The organism is Streptomyces sp. CY-1 (genome assembly GCF_047218265.1).
GTDB classification, from domain to species: Bacteria; Actinomycetota; Actinomycetes; order Streptomycetales; family Streptomycetaceae; genus Streptomyces; species Streptomyces niphimycinicus.
In genome coordinates this window covers 4,702,063-4,725,816 of sequence record NZ_CP178393.1, presented here as the reverse complement: position 1 = coordinate 4,725,816, position 23,754 = coordinate 4,702,063, and the positions used below count along the sequence as shown (strand labels likewise).

Below are 23,754 nucleotides of genomic sequence, written 5' to 3'. Positions count from 1 at the left end.
CAGAGAACGGGGCAGGTGGGTCAGGCGGGGCAGACGGGAGGTTGGGCAGAACGGGCCGGAAAGCCGGTCAGGAGCGACGGGATCGTACGGGAACGGTCAGGAAACGGACAGGGTGCGGGCTGCGGCGGTCAGGGGCGGGGCGAGGGCGAGGCAGGGGTGGTCTTGGGCGGTCAGATCAGCGCGGGTGCGGTGGGCGCGTCCGCCGACTGCGCGGCGCGCTGGAGCGCACTGGCGAGAAGTGCGAGGTCGGTGGGGCCGTTGCCCAGCTCGCGCAGCGGCCGACGGGCGGGCGGATCGCCCATCCGCCGCCACTCCAGTGGCACGACGGTGGGCCGCTGGGTGGCGGTGCGCGGTATCCGTCCGGTCACCCGGCCCGCCTGAAACGGCGTTCCCCCGGTGTCCTCCGGGCGGAACAACCGCCCACGGCCCGGGGCCGGGTCGCCGCCCGGGGCGGCTGCGGCTGCGGGGGTGGATGTGACCGAGCGTGGCGATGCGGCGGGGGTGGGGGCCGTATCGGGCCGCTCGGACCTCAGAGGCCGCTCGGGCTCCCCTGGGCGGTGCGTGGAGTGGGTGGGGGCCGTGGGGTGTGCGGGGTTCAGCGGGCGCGGGTCCAGGACGATGCGGAGTCCGGCCCGCTCGACGGCCACCGTGTCCGCCGTACGGTCCGGGCGGCCGGACGCCACGACCAGATGCACCCCGAGGCGGGCGCCGTCGCGGGCGATCGCCTCCAGGGCGCGGACGACCGAACCGGCCGCCGGGCGGCCGGGACTGCCGAGGGCCGGGGCCACCAGCGCGTCGAAGTCGTCGACGAGCACGACGAGACGGGGGAGGAAGGGGCGCGGGCGGGCGGCTGCCGCTGCCGCGCTCGCGGTGCGCTGAGCGCGCAGATTGAGGGTGTGGAGGGTGTCGCTGGGCGGCGGGTCGATATCGCCGGGCGGGCGGGGCGCGACGACGCGGGCGGAAGCGGGGCCGGGGGCGCCTGGGGTGCTGCTCGGGGTGCCCGGGGTGCCCGGGGTGCTCGGGGTGTTTGGGGTGCCGCTCGGGTCGGCGGCGCCGTCACCGCCACCTCCGCCGCCCTCGCCGTCGCCGTGGTGGGGCCGGGCGTGCCAGGCGGTGAAGTCCAGCCGGTCCAGCAGCTCGGCGCGGCGCTTGAGCTCCGAGCTGAGCGCCTGCGCGAACTCCCGCATCCGTACCGGGTCGCTGGCCACCAGATGCGTCGAGACATGCGGCAGATCCGTGCACACCCGCAGCCCCTCGCCCGCTCCCGCTCCGGCTCCGGCTCCGTCGATGAGGATGAGTTCGAGGCGGTCCGGCCGTTCGGCGGCCGCGAGCGAGGCGGCGAACGAGCGCAGCAGCTCCGTCTTACCGGTGCCCGCCGTGCCGTCGATCAGCGCGTGCGGACCGTCGGCGGCCAGATCGACCGCGAGCGCGCCGCGCGGGCCGGCGCCGAGCACCGCCAGCGCCCGGCCGCCCGCCGGGACCTCGTCCGCCGCGGCCGCCCAACGGGCCAGCAGCGACGCGGGCGTGGCCCGCGCCAGGCCCAACTCGTCCAGCAGCCGCGCCGAGTCCGGCAGCGGAACGGTCGGCGGGCTGTCGGAGCCGCCGAACGCGCCGCCCTGCGCGGAGGCGGCCGGGCGCAGGGGCGCGAGCGCCCGCGCGAACCGCTCGGCCCACGCCGCCGACACCGCGTCCACGGTCACGGTCGTGGCGGCGCCGGTCGCACCGGTGAGCCCGGAGACCCCGGTGGCCCCCGTGACCCCGGCGATGCCGGACGCGGCTCGGTCCCCGTCCCTGTCTCCGTGCCTGTCCCTGTCCCCGTCCTCGTCGTCCCGCTTCCCGTGGACGATCTGTAGCCCCGTGGCCACATCGCCGCTCAGCACGGCCGCCACCCCGGAGGCCGCGAAGGCCGCGGACGCGGCACAGGCCGCCTCATAGCTCATCGGCAGCGGGGACGCGGGCGACGCGGCGGGCGCCTCGGCCAGACAGAGCAGATGGATCCCGGCAGCGGAGCCGGTCACCGCCAGCCGGCCGAGCGTGTCGTGCAGCGCGGCCGGACCGGGCGCGCCGTCCACGACCACCACGGTGCGCGGCCCGACGTGGCGCGCCGCCGCGGACGCCGCGGCGGCGGGGGAGGCGCTCGCCCAGCCGGGGCCCAGCGGCCCGTCCTCCAGCCGCCGGGTCAACTCGTCGGTACGGGCCGTGGCCTGCTCCCCGTCGTACGCGAGCAGCAACCGGCAGTCCTGCCCGCGCAACGGCTGGACCTGCGGCAGCCAGCCGAGCCACGACCACTCCGCCAGCCGCTCCTCGCCGCTGATCAGCACGATCTCCAGCGCGGCCGGTGAGTGCAGCGCCGCGAGTTGCGCCACGACGGACCGGGCGAGCCCCGCCACCCGCGCCCGCGGCCCCGCCAGCCCCAGCGAACCGCACTGCCGCAGATCGACGGTCACGGGCGCGGCGGTCAGCAACCCGCCGTCCGCCGCCAGTTGGTCGGCCGACCCGAGCCGCACGGTGAGCGTGTCCGGATGCCCCTGGGCGCGCTCCCACAACCGGGAGCCCGGGCCCAGCGCCGTCATCAACACGGTGGCCGGATCCGGCCACCGCCGCTGCAACACCTCCGCCTCCGCCGCCGCCCGCTCCGCCGCGCCCCGCGCACCCCCGTCCTGCCGCCCCCCGCCCCGCTCGGCCGCCTTCCCCCCGGCCAACTGCCGCACCCAGGCCCCTATCCCCCGCCGCCGCGCCTGCGCCCCCGGCGCATCCAGCGCATAGCCCCCGGCATGCGTACGATCCCCCACCCCACGCCGCCCAGGCCCACCGGCCCCGAAGCCTCCGGCCCGCGGCCGCCCGGCGTCGGCCGAGCGATCGCCCGGGCCGCGTCCGCCGCGCTGCCCACCTCCGGCGGGAGCCCCGCCCTGGCCCGCGTGGCCGGGGCCGGCCGAGCTGTGGCCGCCGCGCGGCCCGGCGCCCGACTGGCCGCCGGGGTAGGGGGTGCGCTGTCCGGAAGCGGCTGATGGGCCGTCGTACGGCGCTCCCTGGTAGCCCGCGTCGGCGGGCTGTCCGCCGGTGGCGGAGGGCCCCTGGTCGTACGGCTGCCCCCCGCGCCGGGTGGCGCCGTAACCCGCGCCCGGCTGTCGCCCGGAGTCGGCGTCACCGTCGTGACGGCTGTGGCCCGCGTCCGCGCCGCCGTATGGGGAGCCGCCGGGGCTCGCGTCGGCGGGCTGGTTGCCGGCGGACCAGGGCCGCTGCGGGCGTCGGCCGCGTCCGTCCGTGTCGCCGCGCCCTTGGCTGGGCTGCCCCCCGCGCGGGGCGGCGCCGTAGCCCGCGTCGCCCTCGCCCTGCCGCCCGCGGCCCGCGCCGCCGTACGGCGAGTCGCCGGGATAGGCGTCGCCGGGAGCCGCGCCGTGGCCTGTGCGGCCGGGGTCGGCCGAGCGGTCGGCCGGGCCGTGCCCGGCGCGCGGCCCCGGCCGCCCGCCGGGGTACGCGCGCTCGGGTGTTTCGCCGCGCCCTTGACCGTGCGGCTGGCCGCCGCCGCTGCCCGTGCCGGGCCGGTCCTGGGCGGACCGCTCGGGCTGCCCCGCCGGGCCGCGTCCGGCGGCTCCCGGCCGGGGGATGCGCTCGCCGCGTCGGGTGGGGGCGGTGGACGGGTCGTCGTACGGCTGGTCGCCGGGGGCCGAGGGCCTTCGCGGGTCCCGGCCGCGTCCGTCCGTTTCGCCGTGTCCTTCGTCACGTGGCCGCTCGCCCCGCCGACCGGTACCCGTGGCGCCGTAGGGCGAGCCGCCCGGGCTTACCGAGCCGTCGGTCGGCCAGTGGCCGTCCTGCCAGTCCTGGTCCTCGTGGCCGGACCCGCGACCGCCCGCGCCACCGCGCCTCCCGGCGGCGGCCCCCTCGCCGGGGTGCCATCCGTCGTCCCGCTGGCCGTGGGTGCCCGCCCCGCCCCGGGCCCCGGCGCCCGAGCCGCGCGCTCCGGGGGCTCCCGTGCCGGGACCCCAGCCGTCGTCTTCCCGGTGGCCTTGGGCGCCGGCTCCGCCCCGGGCCCCGGTGCCTGAGCCGCCACGCGCTCCGGTGGGTCCCGTGCCGGGACTCCAGCCATCGTTGTCCCGCTGGCCGGGGGCGCCCGCCCCGTCCCGCGCCCCGGTGGGCCCCGCGCCCCAGTTCTCCTCGCCCCGGCGGGGGTCCCGGGGGCCGGTGCCCGCGCCCTCCTCGTACCGTCCGGGCGCTGAGTGAGGCTCGTCACCCGGCTGGGCTACTCGGGTCCAGCCGGTGCCGGGGTGGTGGCCGGCGGGTGTCCAGGTGCCCTCGCTGGAGTGCGTGGGGGCGGGCTGGGGGGCGCCGGTCCAGGGGCCCTCCGCGTGGGTGGGGTGGTCCCCGGCGGGCGTGACGCGGAGGTGGCCCTCCCCGTCGGCGTGGACCGGAAGGCGCGAGGGGGCCGAGGGGGCCGACGGGAACCCGGACGTCGCGGAGGGGACGCGCAGCCGCAGGGCGGACTCGCCGATGCGCAGCAGCGCCCCCGGCTCCAGCGGCACCGGATGGGGGCCCACGGGGACGCCGTCGGCGGCGGTGCCGTTGGTCGAGCCGAGGTCGGCGATGGTCACGCGGCCGTCCTCGGCGACCGTGACCGCGCAGTGCAGCCGGGAGACGTCGGGGTCGTCCAGGGGAACGTCCGCGTCGGCGGAGCGGCCGATGCGGACCTGGCCGCCGTGGAGCAGATGGACGCCGCCCGCGTCGGGCCCCGCGACCACGTCCAGATGGACCGTGGCGTCGGCCACGGCGGTCTCAGGGAGGCCGGGATAGCCGGGGTAGTGGCCGGAGTAGGGGTCGGCCGGGGCGTGCAGGGAGAGCACCGCGCCGTCCACCAGCGGCGGCTCGCCGAGCGCACAGCGCTGCGGGTCCAGCCGCTCACCCCCCGCGTACAGCACCACCGCGCCGCCGCCACCGCTGCCGCCCCCCGCCTCGTACCCGGCCGCGGCGACCGCGTCGGCGAGCCCACCGGCCACCGAGGCGAGGGCCGTGCCGACAGGGGCGGTGACCAGGACGTCCACCGCGCCCATAAGGGCATGCGGCGCGGACGCGGGCGCAGGATGGTGGCCGGAACGGCCCGGGTGGGCGCTGCGCGGCCCGAGGACGGTCAGCCGAATCTGCATCGCCGTCAACGGTCCCTTCTGTCCGGGGGGCCGGGCAGGGGTGCCGACCCCCACCACCGCCCCCAGGCCCTTCGGCACGTACAGGTCCGTACGGGGTCGTACGGGTCACGGAGCGTGAGCCCCCAGCCGCTCGGCGCTTCCGTGCTGCCTGCATCCTCGCACCTGCCACCGACACTTCGCCCGCCGCCCGGCGCCACATGATCTTGATTGGTCGGCTAGTCGGCCGAAACTGGCTGATTGCGACCGGAACGGCCGCCCTTGAGACTTCCGGCGGTGCCCAATCGAGCGGCGATCGAGCGGCCCGGACCGCCACCGGCAACCATCTGCCCGGATCACACGTCTTCCCCGGCGCCGGACCCTCATGTGGTGATCGGATAGGGCTCATCGTGCGTCGCCATTACAGTGGGGCGGACGAGCACCACAAGCGGACCGTCAAGCAGAGCAGCAAGCAGGGCGGTAAGCAGAGCAGCAAGCAGACCATCGCAGTCCACCGAAGTAAGACCACGATCAGGGAGCGCATGACGTGCGGCCGGTAGGCAGCAAGTACCTGCTCGAGGAGCCGCTCGGGCGCGGAGCCACGGGCACCGTATGGCGGGCGAGCCAGCGGGAGGCGGCGGGGGCCGAGGCCGCCGTGGCCGGGCAGCCCGGCGAGACCGTCGCGATCAAGGTCCTCAAGGAGGAGCTCGCGAACGACGCGGACATCGTCATGCGCTTTCTCCGCGAGCGCTCGGTGCTGCTGCGGCTCACCCACCCCAATATCGTCCGCACCCGTGACCTGGTGGTCGAGGGTGATCTGCTGGCCCTGGTCATGGACCTGATCGACGGTCCGGATCTGCACAAATACCTGCGCAGCAACGGCCCGTTCACCCCCGTCGCCGCATCCCTCCTCACCGCCCAGATCGCGGACGCGCTCGCCGCCAGCCACGCCGACGGCGTCGTGCACCGCGACCTCAAGCCCGCCAACGTGCTGCTCGCGGGCACCGGCGAGGGCCAGGAAATGCACCCGATGCTGACCGACTTCGGCATCGCGCGCCTGGCCGACTCGCCCGGCCTCACCCGCACCCAGGAGTTCGTCGGCACCCCCGCCTATGTGGCGCCGGAGTCCGCCGAGGGCCGTCCGCAGACCTCCGCCGTGGACATCTACGGCGCGGGCATCATGCTCTACGAGCTGGTCACCGGCCGTCCGCCGTTCGCCGGCAACACCGCCCTCGAGGTCCTCCACCGCCACCTCAGCGAGGAGCCGCGCCGCCCCTCGACCGTGCCCGAGCCGCTGTGGACCGTCATAGAGCGCTGTCTGCGCAAACGGCCCGAGGAGCGCCCCAGCGCCGAGAGCCTGGCCCGTGCGCTGCGCGTGGTCGCCGCCGGTGTCGGGGTGCACGCCTCCGCCGCGCAGGCCGAGGCGGCGCTCGGCGTCGCCGCGCTGCTCGCCCCGGACCCGGCGCCCGCGCCGGTCCCGGACACCGCGCCCGCGGACTCGGCCGACCCGACCCAGGTGCTCCCGAACACAGCGGGGGGCGCCCCCTCGTACGACCCGGCCGCGGCCACCAATGTGATGCCGACCACGGGGGCGAACGCCGACCCCACCCAGGTGCTGCCGACCGGCTCCGGCCCGGCCGGAGGCGCCGATCCGACGCGCGCCATGCCGCCCGTGCCGCCGGGCCAGGACGATCCGCACCCCTGGCAGAACCAGTTGCGCGCGGCCCGCGACCGCAATGAGCAGACGCAGGTCCAGTACCTCGACCCGAGCCAGGACCCGCTGCGCCGCCGCCCGCACCGCCCCGCGCCCCAGCAGCCGTATCAGCAGCAGCAATACCAGCAGCCGCAGCAGTATCAGCAGCCCCAGCAGCCGCCCCAGCAGCCGCCTCAGCGCCAGCGGGGCCGCCAGCAGCCGCCGCCGTACGCCCAGCAGCAGCCGCAGCAGTACGCCCCGGCGCCGCATCACCCCCAGCAGCCCCAGCCGCAGCGCTACGCCCCGCCGCCGCAGCAGCCGGAGCCGCGCCAGGAGCCCCGGCAGCGCGGCTCCAGCCCCAACCGGATGAAGATCCCGGGCCTGGGGTGCCTCAAGGGCTGTCTGTTCGTGATCGTGGTCCTGATCATCGGCTCCTGGCTGGTCTGGGAGCTGACCCCGCTCAAGGACTGGATCGCCGAGGGGCAGAGCTACTGGGACGCGGTCACCGGCTGGGCCAAGGACGTCCAGCAGTGGATCGAGGACCTCGGCGGCCCCAGTAGCTGATCCGTCGGCATCACCGATCACCGATCACCGTCCCCGTTTCCGGCCCGACTCTCCGGCCCGATCCTGGCCTCCTCACCTCCGACTCACCTCCGACTACGGTGATTTGTCGACATCCGAAGGGTGTTTTCCGCCGCAGAAGTGACAGTTGGCGTTGTCTGGTGCACCCAACGCGCCAGTAGCCGCGTAGCTTTGTCGCCAACGTGCCCCCCTTGTCGGAGGATTCGGAGCAGTCTTGTCACGGAAGATCGGCAGTCGGTACACCGCGCACCAGCTCCTGGGGCGCGGCAGCGCCGGCACGGTGTGGCTGGGCGAGGGACCCGAGGGCCCCGTCGCCATCAAGCTCCTGCGCGAGGACCTCTCCTCCGACCAGGAGCTCGTGGAGCGCTTCGTCCAGGAGCGCACCGTACTGCTCGGCCTCGACCACCCCCGGGTGGTCGGGGTGCGCGACCTGGTGGTCGACGGCAATGACCTCGCGCTGGTCATGGACCTGATCCGCGGTACGGATCTGCGCACCCGCCTCGACCGCGAGCGCCGGCTCGCCCCCGAGGCCGCCGTCGCGATCGCGGTGGACATCGCCGACGCGCTGTCCGCCGCGCACGCCGCCGGGGTCGTCCACCGCGACGTCAAGCCGGAGAACGTACTGCTGGACATGGGGGGCCCGCTCGGCCCCGGCGGTGCGCATCCCGCCCTGCTCACCGACTTCGGCATCGCCCGCCTGGTGGACGAGCCGACCCCGATCCGCGCCCAGTCGGCCCGCGACCGGGCCTCCTCCCAGGGCCGCTCGCCGAACCCGCGCAGCGTGATCGGCACCCCGGACTATCTCGCCCCCGAGATCGTCGAGGGGCTGCCGCCCCGGGCCAGCGTGGATGTGTACGCCCTCGCGACCGTCCTCTACGAGATGCTGGCGGGCTTCACGCCCTTCGGCGGCGGCCATCCGGGCGCGATCCTGCGCCGCCATGTGACCGAGACCGTGGCGCCGCTGCCCGGGATCCCCGACGAGCTGTGGCAGCTCCTCCTCCAGTGCCTGGCCAAGGCACCCGCCTCGCGGCTGCGCGCCTCCGAGCTGGCCGCCCGGCTGCGCGAGCTGCTGCCCAGCCTGGCCGGATATCCGCCGCTGGACATCGACGAGCCCGATGAGCAGCAGGAGGGCGAGCAGCGGGAGGGCGCGGAGGCGGAGACTCCGCACCGCGGTGTCTCCGTGCCCGCCGCCGGGCCCACCCCCACCCCCACGCCGACGCCCTCGCGGCGGCGCGGCGCGGTGCCGCTGGTCCCCGGGGCGGTGCCGGACTCCAGCCGCGAGACCCACACCAGCATGCGGGTGCCCAGCGCGGACGAGCTGGCGGGCGGCGCCCATGGCACCGCCCGCGCCCCCCGGGTGCACGGCCAGCGCAGGGCGGGCTCGGCCCGTAACCTCGCGGTCGCGGGCGCGCTGCGCCGCCGCCGGCTCAAGGTGGCCGCGATCACGCTGGCCGCCCTGGTCGCGGTGGGGCTCGGCGGCTGGCTGGTGGCGGGCGGCGACGACGGCGGCGAGTCGCCCAAGGGCGGCGAGCACTCCGTCTCCCAGGACCCCGGTACGCCATGACCGGGGACGGCCAGTCTTCGGTAGCGGTTACGCTGGTCCCGTGGCAGTCGTCGATGTATCCGAAGAGCTGAAGTCCCTCTCCTCGACCATGGGGTCGATCGAGGCCGTCCTGGACCTCGACAAGATGAGGGCCGACATCGCCGTGCTCGAGGAGCAGGCGGCGGCCCCGTCCCTGTGGGACGACCCGGAGAACGCGCAGAAGATCACCAGCAAGCTCTCCTATCTCCAGGGGCATCTGCGCCGGGCAGAGGAGCTGCGCGGCCGGATCGACGATCTCGAGGTGCTGTTCGAGCTCGCCGACGCCGAGGGCGACGCGGACGCCCGCGCCGAGGCCGAGGCCGAGCTGGAGGCCGTGCGCAAGGCGGTCGACGAGATGGAGGTGCGCACCCTCCTGTCCGGCGAGTACGACTCCCGCGAGGCGGTCGTGAACATCCGGGCCGAGGCGGGCGGGGTGGACGCCGCCGACTTCGCCGAGCAGCTCCAGCGGATGTATCTGCGCTGGGCCGAGCGCCACGGCTACAAGACCGAGATCTACGAGACGTCGTACGCGGAGGAGGCCGGCATCAAGTCGACCACCTTCGCCGTGCAGATCCCGTACGCCTACGGGACGCTCTCCGTCGAGCAGGGCACCCATCGCCTGGTGCGGATCTCGCCGTTCGACAACCAGGGCCGCCGCCAGACCTCCTTCGCGGGCGTCGAGGTGCTGCCGGTCGTCGAGCAGACCGACCACATCGAGATCGACGAGTCCGAGCTGCGGGTGGATGTCTACCGCTCCTCGGGCCCCGGCGGCCAGGGCGTCAACACCACCGACTCCGCGGTGCGGTTGACCCACATCCCCACCGGCATCGTCGTCTCCTGTCAGAACGAGCGCTCGCAGATCCAGAACAAGGCGACCGCGATGAACGTCCTCCAGGCCAAGCTGCTCGAGCGGCGCCGCCAGGAGGAGCAGGCCAAGATGGACGCGCTCAAGGGCGACGGCGGCAATTCCTGGGGCAACCAGATGCGTTCGTACGTCCTGCACCCGTACCAGATGGTCAAGGACCTGCGCACCGAGTTCGAGGTCGGCAATCCGCAGGCGGTGCTCGACGGTGAGCTCGACGGCTTCCTGGAGGCCGGAATCCGCTGGCGCAAGCAGCAGGAGCAGGGGAAGTAACCTTCCCGCTCCGCCCCCAACGGGCCCCGTACACCACGGTTTTGGTCACAGTCCTGTACCCATGCATGCCGCATCCACTTCCATAGCGGACATCTCGCATGCAATGGCCTTGACGATGATCTGAAAACTGGGAAGGCTGACGCGCGGCATGCGTATGACTGGGGCGCGTGTGAACGGGGGCCGGCGGACCGCCTCAGAGGGATGGGGACCGCGGAGAATGCGACACCCCGAGCCGTTGCCCCGTGCATAGCTGCTCCATCGACGAGTACAGCTACTGGGGGTAGCAGGCAGATGACGAAGAAGACGCGGCTGCGCGTTGCGCGCATAGCTGCCGGTGCGGTGATCGCCGCCGGCGCATCGCTCACCGCCGCCGGCGCCGCATCGGCCGTTGGTGTTGACGTCGGTATCGGCGGCGTGAACGTTTCGGCGAACGCGGACGAGAAGGGTCTGGACGTCGGCGTCGGCATCGGCAAGGACGACCCGACCGAGGACCCGACCGACGAGCCGACCTCGATCCCGACGGGCGAGCCGACCGACAAGCCGACTCCGCCGACCAGCGAGCCGACTCCGCCGACGGGTGAGCCGACTCCGCCGACCAGCGAGCCGACCGAGCCCACCCAGCCGCCGACCGGCGAGCCGACGGATGAGCCGACCGGCCAGCCCACCGACGAGCCCACCGGTGAGCCGACCGCCGCGCCGAGCTCGCCCGGCCAGGGTGGCGGCAGCGGTGGTGGCGATGACAGCACCTGCACGGTGGACCTCGACAGCACCAACTGCGACGACAACACCGGCACCGACAACGTCGGCTCCAAGCCGGTGGAGCAGGGCAAGGCCAAGGAGCAGTTGGCCGAGACCGGTTCCTCCGAGACCACGTTCCTGCTGGTCGGCGCCGCGACGATGATCGCCGGCGGTATCGGCTTCCGCTTTGTGCCGCGTCTGGTGAACCGCAACAACGTCGCCTGATCGCGCGCTACGCACGGTAAGGGGCCCGGAGCTCTCCAGAGCTCCGGGCCCCTTGTGTGTTCAGAGGGTGCGCCGTGCGTTCAGAGGGTGTGCCACACCCGAAGTACAGTATGCGTAACGCTGCGTTATGCCGTCGCCATCTCATGCGCGAGCACGGCCACCGTGATGAGCGCCACCAGCAGCGCTATCAGCGCGGCCGGCGTCAGCCCACCGAAGATGCCGTCCTGCTGGAGGCGCTCCCTGCTGGCCCGGCAGACCGGGCAGCGGCCCTCGCTGACGGGGCTCGCGCAGTTGGCGCAGACGAGCCTGTCGTACGTCATGCGCTTTCTCCTCCCGCGCGGCGGTGCCGCAGTAGACACGGGACCAACGCCCAGCGAAATGGGTTGGTTCCCCTTCCACTGTGCCAGCTTCCGTCCGGTTCGGCGCGCCCCGCACGATTCCGTGCCGCATCCGTACCGGTTTCGTGGCCGTTTCCGCCGCCACGACAGGCGGTTTGTCAACCGTTTGACCCCAATAGTGCAGTGAAGAAACCCACCCGCGCCGGACGGCGGACTGCGCGCCCGCGTGCGCTTCGCGTATGGTCACGCTCACCGACGGGAGCCGCTTCGGCAGCCCGTACCGCTACCCAGGTCACCGTGGTGCTCCAGTGATCCGATTCGACAACGTATCCAAGACATACCCCAAGCAGAACCGTCCCGCACTCCGGGATGTCTCGCTCGAGATCGAGAAGGGCGAGTTCGTCTTCCTCGTGGGCTCCTCGGGGTCGGGAAAGTCCACTTTCCTCCGGCTGCTCCTCCGCGAGGAGCGCGCCAGCCATGGCGCGGTCCATGTGCTCGGCAAAGATCTCGCGCGGCTGTCCAACTGGAAGGTGCCGCAGATGCGCCGCCAGTTGGGGACCGTCTTCCAGGATTTCCGGCTGCTCCCCAACAAGACGGTCGGGGAGAATGTCGCCTTCGCGCTCGAGGTGATCGGCAAGCCGCGCACCGCCATTCGGAAAACCGTCCCCGAGGTGCTCGATCTGGTGGGACTGGGTGGTAAGGACGACCGTATGCCCGGCGAGCTCTCCGGTGGTGAACAGCAGCGGGTGGCCATCGCCCGGGCGTTCGTCAACCGTCCGATGCTGCTGATCGCCGACGAGCCGACGGGAAACCTGGACCCGCAGACGTCCGTCGGCATCATGAAGCTGCTGGACCGGATCAACCGGACCGGCACCACCGTCGTCATGGCGACACACGACCAGCAGATCGTGGACCAGATGCGCAAGCGCGTGATCGAACTTGAGAAGGGCCGCCTCGTCCGCGACCAGTCCCGCGGCGTCTACGGCTACCAGCACTGAAAGGACGCCATGCGCGCCCAGTTCGTCCTGTCGGAGATCGGCGTCGGTCTCCGCCGCAATCTCACGATGACCTTCGCGGTCATCGTCTCCGTCGCCCTCTCGCTCGCCCTGTTCGGCGGGTCCCTGCTCATGCGCGAGCAGGTGAGCACGATGAAGGGCTACTGGTACGACAAGGTCAACGTCTCGATCTTCCTCTGCAACAAGAACGACAAGGAGACCTCGGCCAACTGCGCCAAGGGCGCGGTCACCGAGGCCCAGAAGCAGGAGATCGAGTCCGAGCTCAAGCAGATGAACATCGTCGAGTCGGTGCACTTCGAGACCAGTGAGGAGGCGTACAAGCACTACAAGGAGCAGTTCGGCGACTCGCCGCTGGCCGATTCCCTGACCCCGGACCAGATGCAGGAGTCCTTCCGCATCAAGCTGAAGGACCCCGAGCGCTATGACGTCATCTCCACGGCCTTCGCCGCCCGCCCCGGGGTGCAGGAGGTCCAGGATCAAAAGGCCCTGGTCGACGACCTGTTCAATCTGCTCAACGGCATGAACTTCGCGGCGCTCGGCGTGATGACGCTGATGCTGATCGTCGCGTTGATGCTGATCGTCAACACGGTGCGGGTGTCGGCGTTCAGCCGCCGCCGGGAGACCGGGATCATGCGATTGGTCGGCGCGTCCAGCTTCTATATCCAGATGCCGTTCATCATGGAGGCCGCCATCGCGGGGCTGCTGGGCGCGGGCTTCGCCTGTGTACTGCTGGTGAGCGGGCAGTACTTCCTGGTCAACAACTGGCTGGTGGACAAGATCGATGTGATCAACTTCATCGGCTGGGACGCGGTGCTCGCCAAGCTGCCGCTGGTGCTCGCGATTGGCCTGCTCATGCCCGCGCTCGCGGCGTTCTTCGCGTTGCGCAAGTACCTCAAGGTGTGACATTCGCCTACGGCGCCGTACCGGACAACCCCCGGTACGGCGCCTGTTGGTGCCCTACACTCACCGGCATGTCGGGCCCGTGTTTGTTCGTCCAGCCCCGCCGCATTCGCCGCGGGGCCGCCCTGACATTGGTCTTCGTGAGCGTGCTCGCCACCGGGGCGGCCGTCGGTTCCTGGGGCGCCCAGCCCGGACCGCGCCATGACCCCCAGCCCGTCGGGATGCCCGCTCATGCCTATGTCGGCGCGGTCGAGAGCGACCAGGTCAAGGCGGCCGCGGCGGCGGCCGAGGAGGACGGGAAGTCCGGTTCGAAGGCCGCCCGCGAGGTGGTCAGCCGCAGCGGAGACCGGTGGGGCGCGGTCTACAGCGCCCGTGAGTACGAGGGCTTCCGCCAGAACCTCGACGGTGCGTACGTCGGCGTCGGCATCTCCGCCCACCGGGACGCCCATGGGCGGATCGCGGTCGAGCGCGTCGAGCCCGGCAGCCCCGCCCAGAAGGCCGGGATCCGGGCCGATGACCGGCTGCGCACGGTCGACGGCGAGAACGTGACCGGGCGGCCGGTCACCGAGGTCGTGGCCCTGCTGCGCGGCCCCGCCGACGGCTCCCCGGGCACCCGGGTGGAGCTCGGGCTGCGGCGTGGTGGACAGAACTGGACGCAAGAGCTCCGCCGGGCCCGGCTGGCCACGGACCCGGTGAGCGTCGACCGGCTCAGCGGTTACGACGACCACAGACCCGGCGCCGTGCGGATCAAGGTCGACTCGTTCACCAAGGGCACCGGGGAGCGGATCCGGCGGGCGGTGCGCTCCATCCCCCCGGGCGACGGCATCCTGCTCGATCTGCGCGGCAACTCCGGCGGGCTGGTCTCCGAGGCCGTCACCGCCGCCTCCTCCCTCCTCGACGGCGGCCTGGTCGCCACCTATGACGTCCGTGGTGACCAGCGCGTTCTCGACGCGCGGCCGGGCGGCGACACCGACAGCCCACTGGTGGTGCTGGTCGACGGCGGCACCATGAGCGCCGCCGAGCTGCTCACCGGCGCCCTCCAGGACCGCGGCCGCGCCGTGGTCGTCGGCTCCCGCACCTTCGGCAAGGGCTCGGTGCAGATGCCCAGCGAACTGCCCGACGGCTCGGTCGCCGAGCTCACCGTGGGCCACTACCGGACCCCGGCCGGTCGTAACGTCGACGGCGAGGGCATCGCACCGGATCTGAGGGTCAAGGGCGACGACGGCCCGTCGGCCGAGGCCCGGGCGCGCACAGTATTGAGTGGCCTCGGGGGCGGGTCCTAGTGCGAGAATGGCCTGGCTATGGCTAAAGAGACGGGTCGCAAGCTGATCGCGCAGAACAAGAAGGCGCGGCACGACTATCACATCCTGGACACGTACGAGTGCGGTCTGGTGCTGACCGGGACCGAGGTGAAGTCGCTGCGCCAGGGGCGCGCCTCGCTCGTGGACGGCTTCGCCCAGCTCGACGGCGGCGAGGCATGGCTGCACAACGTCCACATCCCCGAGTACAGCCAGGGGACCTGGACCAATCACTCGGCGCGCCGCCGGCGGAAGCTGCTGCTGCACCGGGCGGAGATCGACAAGCTGATCGGCAAGACCCAGGAGACCGGGCACACCCTGGTGCCGCTGGCCCTGTACTTCAAGGACGGCCGGGCCAAGGTCGAGATCGCGCTGGCCAAGGGCAAGAAGGAGTACGACAAGCGCCAGACGCTCCGCGAGCGGCAGGACCGCCGGGAGTCCGAACGGGCGATGTCCGCGGCACGGCGGCGCCAGCGCGCCTGACCGGGCCCGGCGGGCTCCGACCAGCGGGGCGGCCCTGACCAGCGGGGCGGCCCTGACCAACCCAGCGGGGCCTGACCAGCCGGGCACGCGCCCCGGGCGACGGGAATGATGTGGCCCCGTCGCGCGTTGTTCACCTATGATGGCGCTGTGCCCCTCCGAGGGCGCGGCACCACCTTTGAAAACACCACATGGGGATGATCGGTTTCGACAGCGGCTGTCGAAGCAGGAGAAGCGAGCCGAGGAAGCGGCAATGATCTCGTTAACCATATGTCGCAACCAATAATCGCCAACACCAAGCGCGATTCCTTCGCCCTCGCTGCCTAAGTAGCGACTTGCGAAGTGTCAGCCCGGGGCTGTTCCCGACCCGGATCCTGGCATCAGCTAGGGAACTAAACCACTAAGCCCGGTCACGGGGCGTAGTGGGAAATCAAACAGTGACTGAGCCCGTCGGAGACTTGTCCGCGTGATCTCCGGGGCCGAGAAAATCACAGCGGACTGCGCTCGGAGAAGTCCTGATTCCACACCGGTGGACGCGGGTTCGATTCCCGCCATCTCCACTCATCCCATGTACGACGAGGGCCCCGCCGGCAGGCGGGGCCCTCGTCGTGTTCCGGTGCTCATCGGTGCTCAGACGAGCCGGTGTTCCCAGCGCAGTGCGGGCCGGTCGCCGATCCGGTACGTATGCGAGCGGGGGGTGACGCGGAGCCGCACGGTGCTGATGTCGGGACGTCCGTCGTCCTGCCAGGCGATGAGCGTCCGCTCGATGTCGTCCCACAGCGTCACCGGTCCGCCTTGCCGGACGGTCCAACCGGAGCCGTTCTCGGTGAACGCGGCGAAGGATTCGCGGTCGGCATCGAATACGTAGGGCTGCCGGTGGCCATCGCTTCGGGCAGCGCGTACGAGCTGGGCGCCGGGCGCGGCGAGCTGCGCGAGGAAGGCGGGCATCCACTCCTCCAGCAGGGTCGGCGGCACTTTCGCCGCACGCTCGCTGTCGGCGTAGGCGGTGCGGGCCGAGAGGTCCCCGGCGAGCGGTACCACGGCCTGGGAGCGCGCCTGCATGAACGACGACTCCCCGATGATCCGTCCCTCGGCTGTGCCGTCCTCGTTCACGGTGACCTTGGCGAGGCCGGTGCCGTATGCCCATGAGCCGGGCGCGAGGGTGGTGAGGATGGTGCCGCCCGGCTTGGTCTGGCGTACCCAGGTGTGGGGGATGCGGCGTACCGCGCATGTGGCGATGACGCGGTCGTAGGGGGCGCGGCGTGGGTGGCCGAGGAGTCCGTCGCCGGTCACGGTCCATGTGGAGTATCCGGCGGCCTCCAGGGCGGCATCCGCACGGGCGGCCACGCCCGGGTCCACCTCGACCGTGGTGACGTTGTCTTCTCCGAGCCGGTGGCACATCAGGGCGGTGGAGTAGCCGGTGCCGGTGCCGATCTCCAGCGCGGTGTGACCGTCCTCGATGTCCAGGGCCTCGATCATGCCGACGACGGTGACGGGCGTGGTGGAGGATGACGTAGGCACGCCAGGGACAGGTGCGGCGGCCTGGTCGGCCGTGAGGTGCCCGTCCAATTGCGTCACCAGGGACTCGTCGCGGTAGGCGATCTTGGACCATTCCTTCGGGTCGGTGCCGAGCGCGGTCACCGGCCGCCAGTGTGCGCCGTCGGTGGGCAGGAACACGCCGGGCTGGAGGAACAGTTCACGGGGTACGGCCTCGACCGCTGCGCGCCACCTCGGATGGGTGAGGACTCCGGTCTCCTGGAGCCGGTCGGCGAGGTCACGTCGCTCAGTCGCGGTATCGGGCATCATCGGGGTTGTCTCCTTGAGCGAGCAGGTCGGCGAAGGCGGCGGCCATCGGCAGACCGGTCTTCTCCTCCAGCCACCCCCATTGGCCGTTCGGGTTCAGCTCCAGCCACTGGGGTTCGCCGTCGCGGTCCAGGGCGAGATCAAAGCTTCCGGAGGGGATGCCGAAATGGTCGAGGCAGGCGAGTAGCGCCCTTTCCAGCCGACTCGGCAGGTCTACCACGGTGTACGACAGCGCGGAGTAGTCCTTGCGCCAGTCCAGCAGGCCCGAGTCGATGCGGACGGCGAACGACTGCCGGCCGACGACCAGCACCCGGAGGTCGGCCACTTTGTCCACACGGGCCTGGAACAGGTGCGGCGCCACGGCCGCGGAGTCGTCCACCTCGTCGGCGGTGACTGGCTCGGCCCAGCTCGTAAGGCCGATACCGGCTCGCTCGTACGGGGTCCATCGCAGCGTCTTGCTGATCACCCGCCGGTGTGTGGTGATGAACTGGCGTGCCTCACCAGGATCGTTAGTGATCAAGGTCGCGGGCACGGTGAGGCCGCAGCGTACGGCTGCGGCGAGTTGGGCGGGTTTGTAGTCGGCTGCCGCATTGCTGGCGGGGTGGTTGACCCACAAGGGATGGTCGAGGGAGTAGAGGGTGCCTGCGAGCCCGTGGCGGACCTGCGCGGCGGCATAGCGTGCGTCGTCCGCGTCCAGGCGGTCGAAGGCGGGCCAGATGGGGCGGCGCCAGTACACGGCCCTTAGGTGCTCCAAGTCGGCGGTCCTCGATGGGATACGTAACTGCCCGGCCACCGGGGCGGAGGCCGGGCAGCCGCCGAACCGGGCCGTGACCGTCAGATCCCCGACCGGGAGGTCTGCGGGGTTGAAGCGGACCACCGGAACATCGCGCTGGCTGAGGTGGGTGATCACCATGTCGGCGGTGATGTCGAGCGGTTCGGTGACCACCAGGACCGGTTGCGTGTCGGCCATCGGAGCTGTCAGTCCTGCTGGGAGTCCTGGTCGGAGCCCGCGTCGTTGCGCGAGTCCAGGTTCGTCACGGTCGATGTCGAGGTGGCCGAGCTGGTGCCGTGCCTGCCCATCTCGACCGCCAGGCCGTCACGGTCGCGGAACACGCCGGTCTGGGTGTCCGGGTCGATGGTGACGGTGGTGAACGGCATCTCCGCCGTCGTGGGATACGGGCCGAGTCGGCGCAGGCCCCACGGGCGGCCGCATGCCGTGGGAAACGCCCGGCCCGCCGCCGGGCGTGACATCACCATCGCGGCCCGCCGCCTCGTGCGGGAGCGTGAGACGACGGGCCGCACACCGTGTGCCGAATGCGCATATGGCGTGCTTCCATACGCCCTCCCCACCCGCCTGCGGTACCCCTAGGGTCGTCAGTTCCGTTGTTCCGTAGGAGGTACCTATGGACGTTCGTACAGCGAGAGTTGACATCGGGTCGATCCTTCGCGGCGCCCGCTGCGCTGCCCGCCTCACCCAGGCGCAAGTCGGCCAGGCGTGTGGTTACTCCGCGTCGGCCGTCTCCCGGATCGAGTCCGGCCGGATGCGGCTCGACTACCACGCCCTGGCGCAGTTCGCAGCGTTCCTGAACGTCCCACTCGACCGGCTGACCGTGACTCCTGTGCCGGGCCCACCCACGGTCGATACGGTGGAGCGTCCATCGGACGAGGAGGATGCGGTGCGTCGTAGGGAACTGCTCACCGGTGCGTTGGCGGCCGGAGCGACGGCTTTTGTGAGCGGCGCCCGGGCCGATGCGGCGTCCGGCCCATTCGACCCGGCGGCCGGCCTCGAGGATGCTCTCTTCCGGCTTCCCTCCGCTGCCCCGGCTCCGCCGGCCCGTCTTGTTCAGCAGACAGCGGCCGCACGGCGGGACTTCCGCGCCGCTCGCTACACCTCTCTCGGCCGCGCGCTCCCGGGTCTGCTGGCCGCGGTCTCGGCGACGCGGGACGCGTCGAGCGGGCGGGCGCGAGAGGAGGCGAGCATGGTGCTCGCACGGGCATATGTGCTGGCCGCCGAGTTGGCGCTGAAGCAGCACAACGACGCGGCCTGGGTGGCTGCCGACCGGGCGCTGACCGCTGCCCGGGCCAGTGGCCACCCGGTTCCGATCGGGGAGTCTTCCCGGGTCCTCGCGATCACCATGCGGCGGTCGGGGCGGTGCGCGGCCGCGGTGCGGCTGCTCACTCAGGAGGCGGCCGATCTGGATGTCGGCCGGTCGCCGACCGGGGCTGTGCGTACGACGCTGATGTTGACGGCCGCGTACACAGCGGCCACCGGCAGGGACCGTGCCACGGCGCTGGACCTGCTGGACGAGGCCCAGGAGGAGACGGAGCGGCGCCAGGCGGTGCCGGGGCTGTTCACCGTGGATGCCAGCCGGACGCAGGTGGACGTCTACCGGATCGGCGTGCTCAACGCACTCGGCACGCCCGATGAGGGTGTGAAGGTCGCCGCGAGGCTGAACATCGACCGCATGCCGACGGCGGAGCGCCGTGCCCGCGCCTGGACGGATACGGCCCGCATGTGGCACGCCCTCGGCGACCAGCCGCAGACCTTCGCGGCGCTCCGCAAGGTGGAGCGGGAGGCGCCGCAGGAAGTGCGGCGGCCGGCGCTTCGGGCCCTGACGGCGGACCTGTTGTACCGGCCCGCCCGCGTACCGGGTGTGCGGGAATTCGCGGCCCGCACCGGGGCCCTGCCCGGCTGACGCGCTGCTGGACATCTATCGGGAGTGCTGGGCGCACAAGCTCCATCTGCCGCATTACGCACCCGAGGCGTTCGGGGAGCGGCCGCGGCGGCATGCCGGGGAGCCGGGGTGGGAGGCCGTGGTGGCGTACGGGGCCGGTGAGCCCGTTGGCCATATCTAGGCCAACCGGCTCACCAGGGCGGGAAGGTGCGGGCCCTGTACGCCTCGTGGGGGTACGCGGTGGTGGGCACCGCGCGGTCCTCGGCGGAGGCGCCGGTGCTGACGGTGATGGTGCGCCTCACCCGCGCGTAGGGTCGGCGTTCAGCCGGTGGACCGGCCGATGTCCAGGACCGCCTTGCCGTGGAGACGGCGGTCCAGCAGGGCGGTGACGGCCTCCTCGGCTCGGTTCCAGCCGCCGCGCCAGGTGATCTGGGGGTCCAGGTCGCCCGTCGCGACGCGCTCCGCGAGCCAGGTGAGGTCCGCGCCGATGTCGGGGCGGTCCAGCAGGTAGAAGGTGACGATCGAGCGGTTGTGGCGGCCTTCGTTGCCGTAGAGGGCGCCGAAGGGGAAGGTCTCGGGCTGGCCCGTGACATGGCCGACGGAGACCAGGGTGCCGTGTGCGGCGAGTTTGTCGTATGCCGCTACCAACTGGGGTCCGCCGACGTTGTCGACCACTCCGTGCACCGGCTCGTCGATCTCCGTCGGGTCCTTGACCACCTGGTGGGCGCCCAGTGTCCGCAGGCCGTTGCCGTGGGCGGCCGGGTCGCCGGTGGAGGCGATGACATGGGCGCCGCCGAGCCGGGCGAGCTGGACGGCGTAGCGGCCGACGCCGCCGGTGGCGCCCGTGATCAGGATGCGGCGGCCGAGGGTGTCGCCGATCCGGCGCAGGGCGCGCAGGGCGCTGCCGCCCGCGACCGGGATGGTGCTGATCGCGCCGGGGTCGGCACCGGTGGGCGGGACGCCGAGCATCGCGGTGTCCACCGCGCGCAGTTCCGCCCAGCCGCCGTCCGCGCCCAGGGTGACGACGGGGGTTCCGGCGGCCGGTCCGGAGCCGTCGGCGGCCGCGCGCTCGACCACTCCGGCGGCGTCCCAGCCCAGCACGGTGCCTTCGGGGGCCTCGGTCCGGTGGGCGACCTCGCCGTAGTTGAGGGAGGTGGCGGTCACCCGGACCAGGGCCTGGTGGGGGGCGGGTTCGGGGTCGGCGGTCTCGCCGAGGCGGAGGCCGGAGGGGGCGGAGTGGTCAACGAGCAGGGCGCGCATGGCGGTTCGCCTTTCGATGAAGGGTGACGATCACAGTTATGCCACTGAGTGGCAAAAGCGCGCAAGTGGCACCACTGCCGACGGCTACACTTTTCGCCGTGACTGCCGCTCCCAGCTCCTCACTGCGCGAACGCAAGAAGCGGCGCACCCGTCAGGCGCTGATAGACACCGCGCTGGAGCTGTTCACCCGGCGCGGCTTCGGCGGGGTGACGCTGGATGAGCTGTGCGAGGAGGTGGAGGTCTCCAAGCGCACCTTCTTCCGCACCTTCACCAGCAAGGAAGATGTCGCGATGGCCCCCGACCAGGACCTGTGGCGGGCCTTCCTGGAGGAGCTGGAGACCGCGGACCCGGGCGCGCTGCCCGTGGTGGAGCTGGGGCGGGACGCGCTGCTGGCCGCGCTGGAGCGGATGGACGACGAGGGCTGGGCCCGGCGGATGCTGCTCAGCCGGCGGCTGGCCGAGCGGACCCCCTCGATGGGCGCGCACGGCCTCCAGTTCTGCGAGGCCACCACGCAGGAGGCGCTGGCGATCCTGCACCGCCGGTTCGGCCTCGGCGGGCCGGGCGACCTGCGGCCGCGGCTGGCGGTGGACATGCTGGTCGCCGCGTTCCACGGGGCGCTGGCGAGCTGGGTGGCGCAGGCCCAAGAGGCCGACGGGGCGGGCGGGGCGCGCGGGGCGGGCCGTACCGAGCCGCCCACCGCCGAGGAGCTGGCCGCCCGCCTCCGCCAGGCCGTCGCCACCCTCCCCGGCAGCCTCGCCCTGACGGCCGCGCCCAGTGGGGACGGCGGTTGAGGTTCGGCCCGGCCGCCGGTCAGGTGAAGGCGATCACCAGGCCGAGGCCGAGGAAGAGCGAGCCGATCAGGGTCATGCCCACCGCCGGGCCCACCATCTGGCGCCGCATGTACACCCGGGCCTTGTGCGAGCTGCCCGGGAGGTACACCACGTCCACTCTCCGGCCGGTCGCCAGCCCCATCCCCAAGCCCTGGATCGCGGTCGTGAACTCCACCAGGTAGCCGTGGTGGTCGTGGAACCGGATGACCGGCGTCTGGGTCGTGCTCTCGTCCCGGCGGTTGACGATGTTGGCGACCACCAGCCCCTCCGTACGGAGCCCCTCGCGGCGCAGCCGCCGCACCAGCCGGACGTCGCGGACGGCGCAGGCGTGGATGAGCAGGCCGACCGCGATACACAGCAGATCGGCTCCGGGCACGGCCATCGATGAACCGCCTCTCGTCGTGTTCGCATCCCCCGCTCGCCACAGGAGACGCGTTGATCCGGAGCGTCGGTTGCCGGCCCCGCGCTCTGTCGCGAAATGACGGGGTGCGGGATCCTCCCGTGACATGAGCAGACCCATGAAGCGTCGTGTGAGCGGCTGGATCTGGCCCCTCGTCATCGGACTCGCCTGCACCCTCACCTGGAGCTCGCCCGCCGGTGCGGACACCTCCCGCGCCGGGATCGGCGACGCCCTCGACACGATCCTGGCCGACCCCCTGCTGAAGGGCGGCGCGGCCGGGGTGGTGGTCGCCGACGCCGACTCCGGCGCCGCCCTCTACCGGCACCGGGCCGACGACCGGCTGATGCCCGCCTCCAACACCAAGCTGTTCACCTCGGCCGCCGCCATGGGGCTGCTCGGCCCCGACCACCGCTTCGACACCGATGTCCTGGCCGACGGCAGCCGCCACGGCCGTACGCTCCGGGGCGATCTGTATCTGCGCGGCACCGGTGACCCCACGATGCTCGCGGGCGACTACGACCGCTTGGCCAAGGGCGTCGCCGACGCGGGCATCAGCAAGGTCACCGGGCGGCTGATCGCCGATGACACCCGCTTCGACGCGCAGCGGGTGGGCCGCTCCTGGGCGGCCGACGACGAGTCCTCGTACTACGCGGCGCAGATCTCCGCGCTGACCCTCGCCCCCGACACCGACTACGACGCGGGCAGCGTCATCGTCGAGGTCGCCCCGGGCGCGGCCGCCGGTGACCGGCCGAAGGTCACCGTCACGCCGCCGAACTCCTACGTACGGATCGACAACCGCGCGACCACCGGAAGCGGCGGCCTCACCGTCGAGCGCGGGCACGGCTCCAACACCATCACCGTCAGCGGCGCGATTCCGGCCGGGGCGGCGACCGCCAAGGAGTGGGTCAGCGTCTGGGAGCCCACCGGCTACGCCGCCTCGGTCTTCGCCGACGCCCTCCACCGGCACGGCGTCCGGGTGGCCGGGCCCACCCGCCTGGGCCGGGCCGCTCCGGCGGACGCCCGGACGCTCGCCGCGCACCGCTCCATGCCGCTCAAGGAACTGCTGATCCCCTTCATGAAGCTGTCCAACAACATCCACGCCGAGGCGCTCACCAAGGCCATCGGTTACGAGACAGCCGGTCGCGGCACCTGGGACGCGGGGCTCGGTGCCATCGCCGACTGGCTGAAGAAACAGGGCGTGGACACCGGCGCGGTGCGCCAGGTCGACGGCTCGGGGCTGTCCCGGATGGACAACATCGCGGCCGGGCGCCTCACCGAGCTGCTGCTGTCGGTGCGCCACGAGCCCTGGTACGCCGACTGGTACGCCTCGCTGCCGGTGGCCTGCGCCCCGGACCGGTTCGTGGGCGGCACGCTGCGGACGCGGATGTGCTCCACCCCGGCGGCCGGTAACGCACGCGGCAAGACCGGCTCCCTGACCGGCGCCTCCGCGCTCTCCGGCTATGTCACCGACGCGGACGGCAGGGAGCTGGTCTACAGCGTCGTCCTCAACAACTACCTCGCGGACTCGGTGAAGAGCCTGGAGGACGCGATCGTGGTGACGCTCGCGAAGTCCGGCGAGGGCCATGCGGAGGCGGTGCGGCCCCGTGCCGTACGGGGCGCCACGGACGCCACGGCCGACGCCGGACTCGAATGCGCCTGGGCCAAGCCCCGGCGCTGCTGAGCCG

At 72.7% G+C, this 23,754-nt stretch carries 18 protein-coding genes and 1 other RNA gene; 12 read left to right on the top strand and 7 right to left on the bottom strand.

All coding sequences use genetic code 11. The annotated features are described in order from the left end of the window. Nucleotides 1-170: 170 nt before the first annotated feature. Nucleotides 171-5,138, bottom strand: coding sequence for an FtsK/SpoIIIE domain-containing protein (locus ACK1X7_RS20030; protein WP_413115425.1), 4,968 nt, complete (start codon nt 5,136-5,138; stop codon nt 171-173). Nucleotides 5,139-5,661: 523 nt separating this feature from the next. On the opposite strand from ACK1X7_RS20030, the gene ACK1X7_RS20025 reads away from it, so the two are divergent. The 4 genes from ACK1X7_RS20025 to ACK1X7_RS20010 all read left to right on the top strand — a co-directional run bounded on the left by ACK1X7_RS20025 (nt 5,662) and on the right by ACK1X7_RS20010 (nt 11,069). Further along, nucleotides 5,662-7,371: a serine/threonine-protein kinase gene (locus ACK1X7_RS20025; protein WP_413115424.1), complete on the top strand. Its 1,710-nt coding sequence runs from the start codon at nt 5,662-5,664 to the stop codon at nt 7,369-7,371. A gap of 232 nt (nt 7,372-7,603) precedes the next feature. Further along, nucleotides 7,604-8,953, top strand: a complete 1,350-nt coding sequence (locus ACK1X7_RS20020) for a serine/threonine-protein kinase (protein ID WP_413115423.1) — start codon at nt 7,604-7,606, stop codon at nt 8,951-8,953. Between the two features lie 40 nt (nt 8,954-8,993). Continuing rightward, on the top strand, nt 8,994-10,106 hold the full coding sequence (gene prfB / locus ACK1X7_RS20015; protein ID WP_237514878.1) for a peptide chain release factor 2: 1,113 nt from the start codon (nt 8,994-8,996) through the stop codon (nt 10,104-10,106). A 291-nt stretch (nt 10,107-10,397) separates the two neighbouring features. Beyond that, the gene (locus ACK1X7_RS20010) at nt 10,398-11,069 is read left to right on the top strand and encodes a hypothetical protein (RefSeq protein ID WP_390794944.1); all 672 of its coding nucleotides are present in this window, start codon (nt 10,398-10,400) and stop codon (nt 11,067-11,069) included. A 125-nt stretch (nt 11,070-11,194) separates the two neighbouring features. On the opposite strand, the gene ACK1X7_RS20005 is transcribed toward ACK1X7_RS20010, so the two are convergent. Continuing rightward, nucleotides 11,195-11,389 carry a hypothetical protein gene (locus ACK1X7_RS20005; RefSeq protein WP_014061128.1) on the bottom strand — a complete coding sequence of 65 codons (195 nt, stop codon included), beginning with the start codon at nt 11,387-11,389 and terminating at the stop codon, nt 11,195-11,197. Between the two features lie 326 nt (nt 11,390-11,715). On the opposite strand from ACK1X7_RS20005, the gene ftsE reads away from it, so the two are divergent. The 5 genes from ftsE to ssrA all read left to right on the top strand — a co-directional run bounded on the left by ftsE (nt 11,716) and on the right by ssrA (nt 15,664). Beyond that, on the top strand, nt 11,716-12,405 hold the full coding sequence (gene ftsE, locus ACK1X7_RS20000) for a cell division ATP-binding protein FtsE (protein ID WP_078641768.1): 690 nt from the start codon (nt 11,716-11,718) through the stop codon (nt 12,403-12,405). Nucleotides 12,406-12,414: 9 nt separating this feature from the next. Further along, the gene (gene ftsX, locus ACK1X7_RS19995; protein WP_020870885.1) at nt 12,415-13,326 is read left to right on the top strand and encodes a permease-like cell division protein FtsX; all 912 of its coding nucleotides are present in this window, start codon (nt 12,415-12,417) and stop codon (nt 13,324-13,326) included. A gap of 68 nt (nt 13,327-13,394) precedes the next feature. Continuing rightward, nucleotides 13,395-14,606: a S41 family peptidase gene (locus ACK1X7_RS19990; protein ID WP_385140659.1), complete on the top strand. Its 1,212-nt coding sequence runs from the start codon at nt 13,395-13,397 to the stop codon at nt 14,604-14,606. A gap of 18 nt (nt 14,607-14,624) precedes the next feature. Next, the gene (gene smpB, locus ACK1X7_RS19985; protein ID WP_211125280.1) at nt 14,625-15,104 is read left to right on the top strand and encodes an SsrA-binding protein SmpB; all 480 of its coding nucleotides are present in this window, start codon (nt 14,625-14,627) and stop codon (nt 15,102-15,104) included. Nucleotides 15,105-15,294: 190 nt separating this feature from the next. After that, nucleotides 15,295-15,664: a transfer-messenger RNA gene (gene ssrA, locus ACK1X7_RS19980) on the top strand. Between the two features lie 67 nt (nt 15,665-15,731). Here the strand turns inward: ssrA and tgmC are convergent. Genes tgmC through tgmA form a run of 3 tightly spaced genes read right to left on the bottom strand, consistent with a single transcriptional unit; the run spans nt 15,732 to nt 18,161 of the window. Further along, complete coding sequence (gene tgmC / locus ACK1X7_RS19975) at nt 15,732-16,907, bottom strand: ATP-grasp peptide maturase system methyltransferase (protein WP_398160320.1); 1,176 nt, start codon at nt 16,905-16,907, stop codon at nt 15,732-15,734. Beyond that, on the bottom strand, nt 16,885-17,874 hold the full coding sequence (gene tgmB / locus ACK1X7_RS19970; RefSeq protein WP_390794942.1) for an ATP-grasp ribosomal peptide maturase: 990 nt from the start codon (nt 17,872-17,874) through the stop codon (nt 16,885-16,887). The genes tgmC and tgmB overlap by 23 nt, the downstream gene beginning before the upstream one ends. A gap of 8 nt (nt 17,875-17,882) precedes the next feature. Next, nucleotides 17,883-18,161 carry a putative ATP-grasp-modified RiPP gene (gene tgmA, locus ACK1X7_RS19965; protein ID WP_398160322.1) on the bottom strand — a complete coding sequence of 93 codons (279 nt, stop codon included), beginning with the start codon at nt 18,159-18,161 and terminating at the stop codon, nt 17,883-17,885. Between the two features lie 146 nt (nt 18,162-18,307). On the opposite strand from tgmA, the gene ACK1X7_RS19960 reads away from it, so the two are divergent. Continuing rightward, the gene (locus ACK1X7_RS19960; RefSeq protein ID WP_398160323.1) at nt 18,308-19,600 is read left to right on the top strand and encodes a helix-turn-helix domain-containing protein; all 1,293 of its coding nucleotides are present in this window, start codon (nt 18,308-18,310) and stop codon (nt 19,598-19,600) included. A 300-nt stretch (nt 19,601-19,900) separates the two neighbouring features. Here the strand turns inward: ACK1X7_RS19960 and ACK1X7_RS19955 are convergent, their stop codons facing one another. After that, a complete protein-coding gene (locus tag ACK1X7_RS19955; RefSeq protein WP_385140646.1) occupies nt 19,901-20,839 on the bottom strand; it encodes a zinc-binding dehydrogenase in 939 nt (312 codons plus the stop codon). A 98-nt stretch (nt 20,840-20,937) separates the two neighbouring features. Between ACK1X7_RS19955 and ACK1X7_RS19950 the strand changes: the two genes are divergently transcribed. Next, nucleotides 20,938-21,630 carry a TetR/AcrR family transcriptional regulator gene (locus ACK1X7_RS19950; protein ID WP_385140644.1) on the top strand — a complete coding sequence of 231 codons (693 nt, stop codon included), beginning with the start codon at nt 20,938-20,940 and terminating at the stop codon, nt 21,628-21,630. A 19-nt stretch (nt 21,631-21,649) separates the two neighbouring features. Here ACK1X7_RS19950 and ACK1X7_RS19945 read toward each other — a convergent pair whose 3' ends face one another. Beyond that, nucleotides 21,650-22,051 (bottom strand): DUF3592 domain-containing protein, encoded by a 402-nt coding sequence (locus tag ACK1X7_RS19945; protein WP_385140641.1) that lies wholly within the window; start codon nt 22,049-22,051, stop codon nt 21,650-21,652. A 124-nt stretch (nt 22,052-22,175) separates the two neighbouring features. On the opposite strand from ACK1X7_RS19945, the gene dacB reads away from it, so the two are divergent. Next, nucleotides 22,176-23,750, top strand: a complete 1,575-nt coding sequence (dacB, locus tag ACK1X7_RS19940) for a D-alanyl-D-alanine carboxypeptidase/D-alanyl-D-alanine endopeptidase (protein ID WP_385140638.1) — start codon at nt 22,176-22,178, stop codon at nt 23,748-23,750. Nucleotides 23,751-23,754 lie beyond the last annotated feature (4 nt).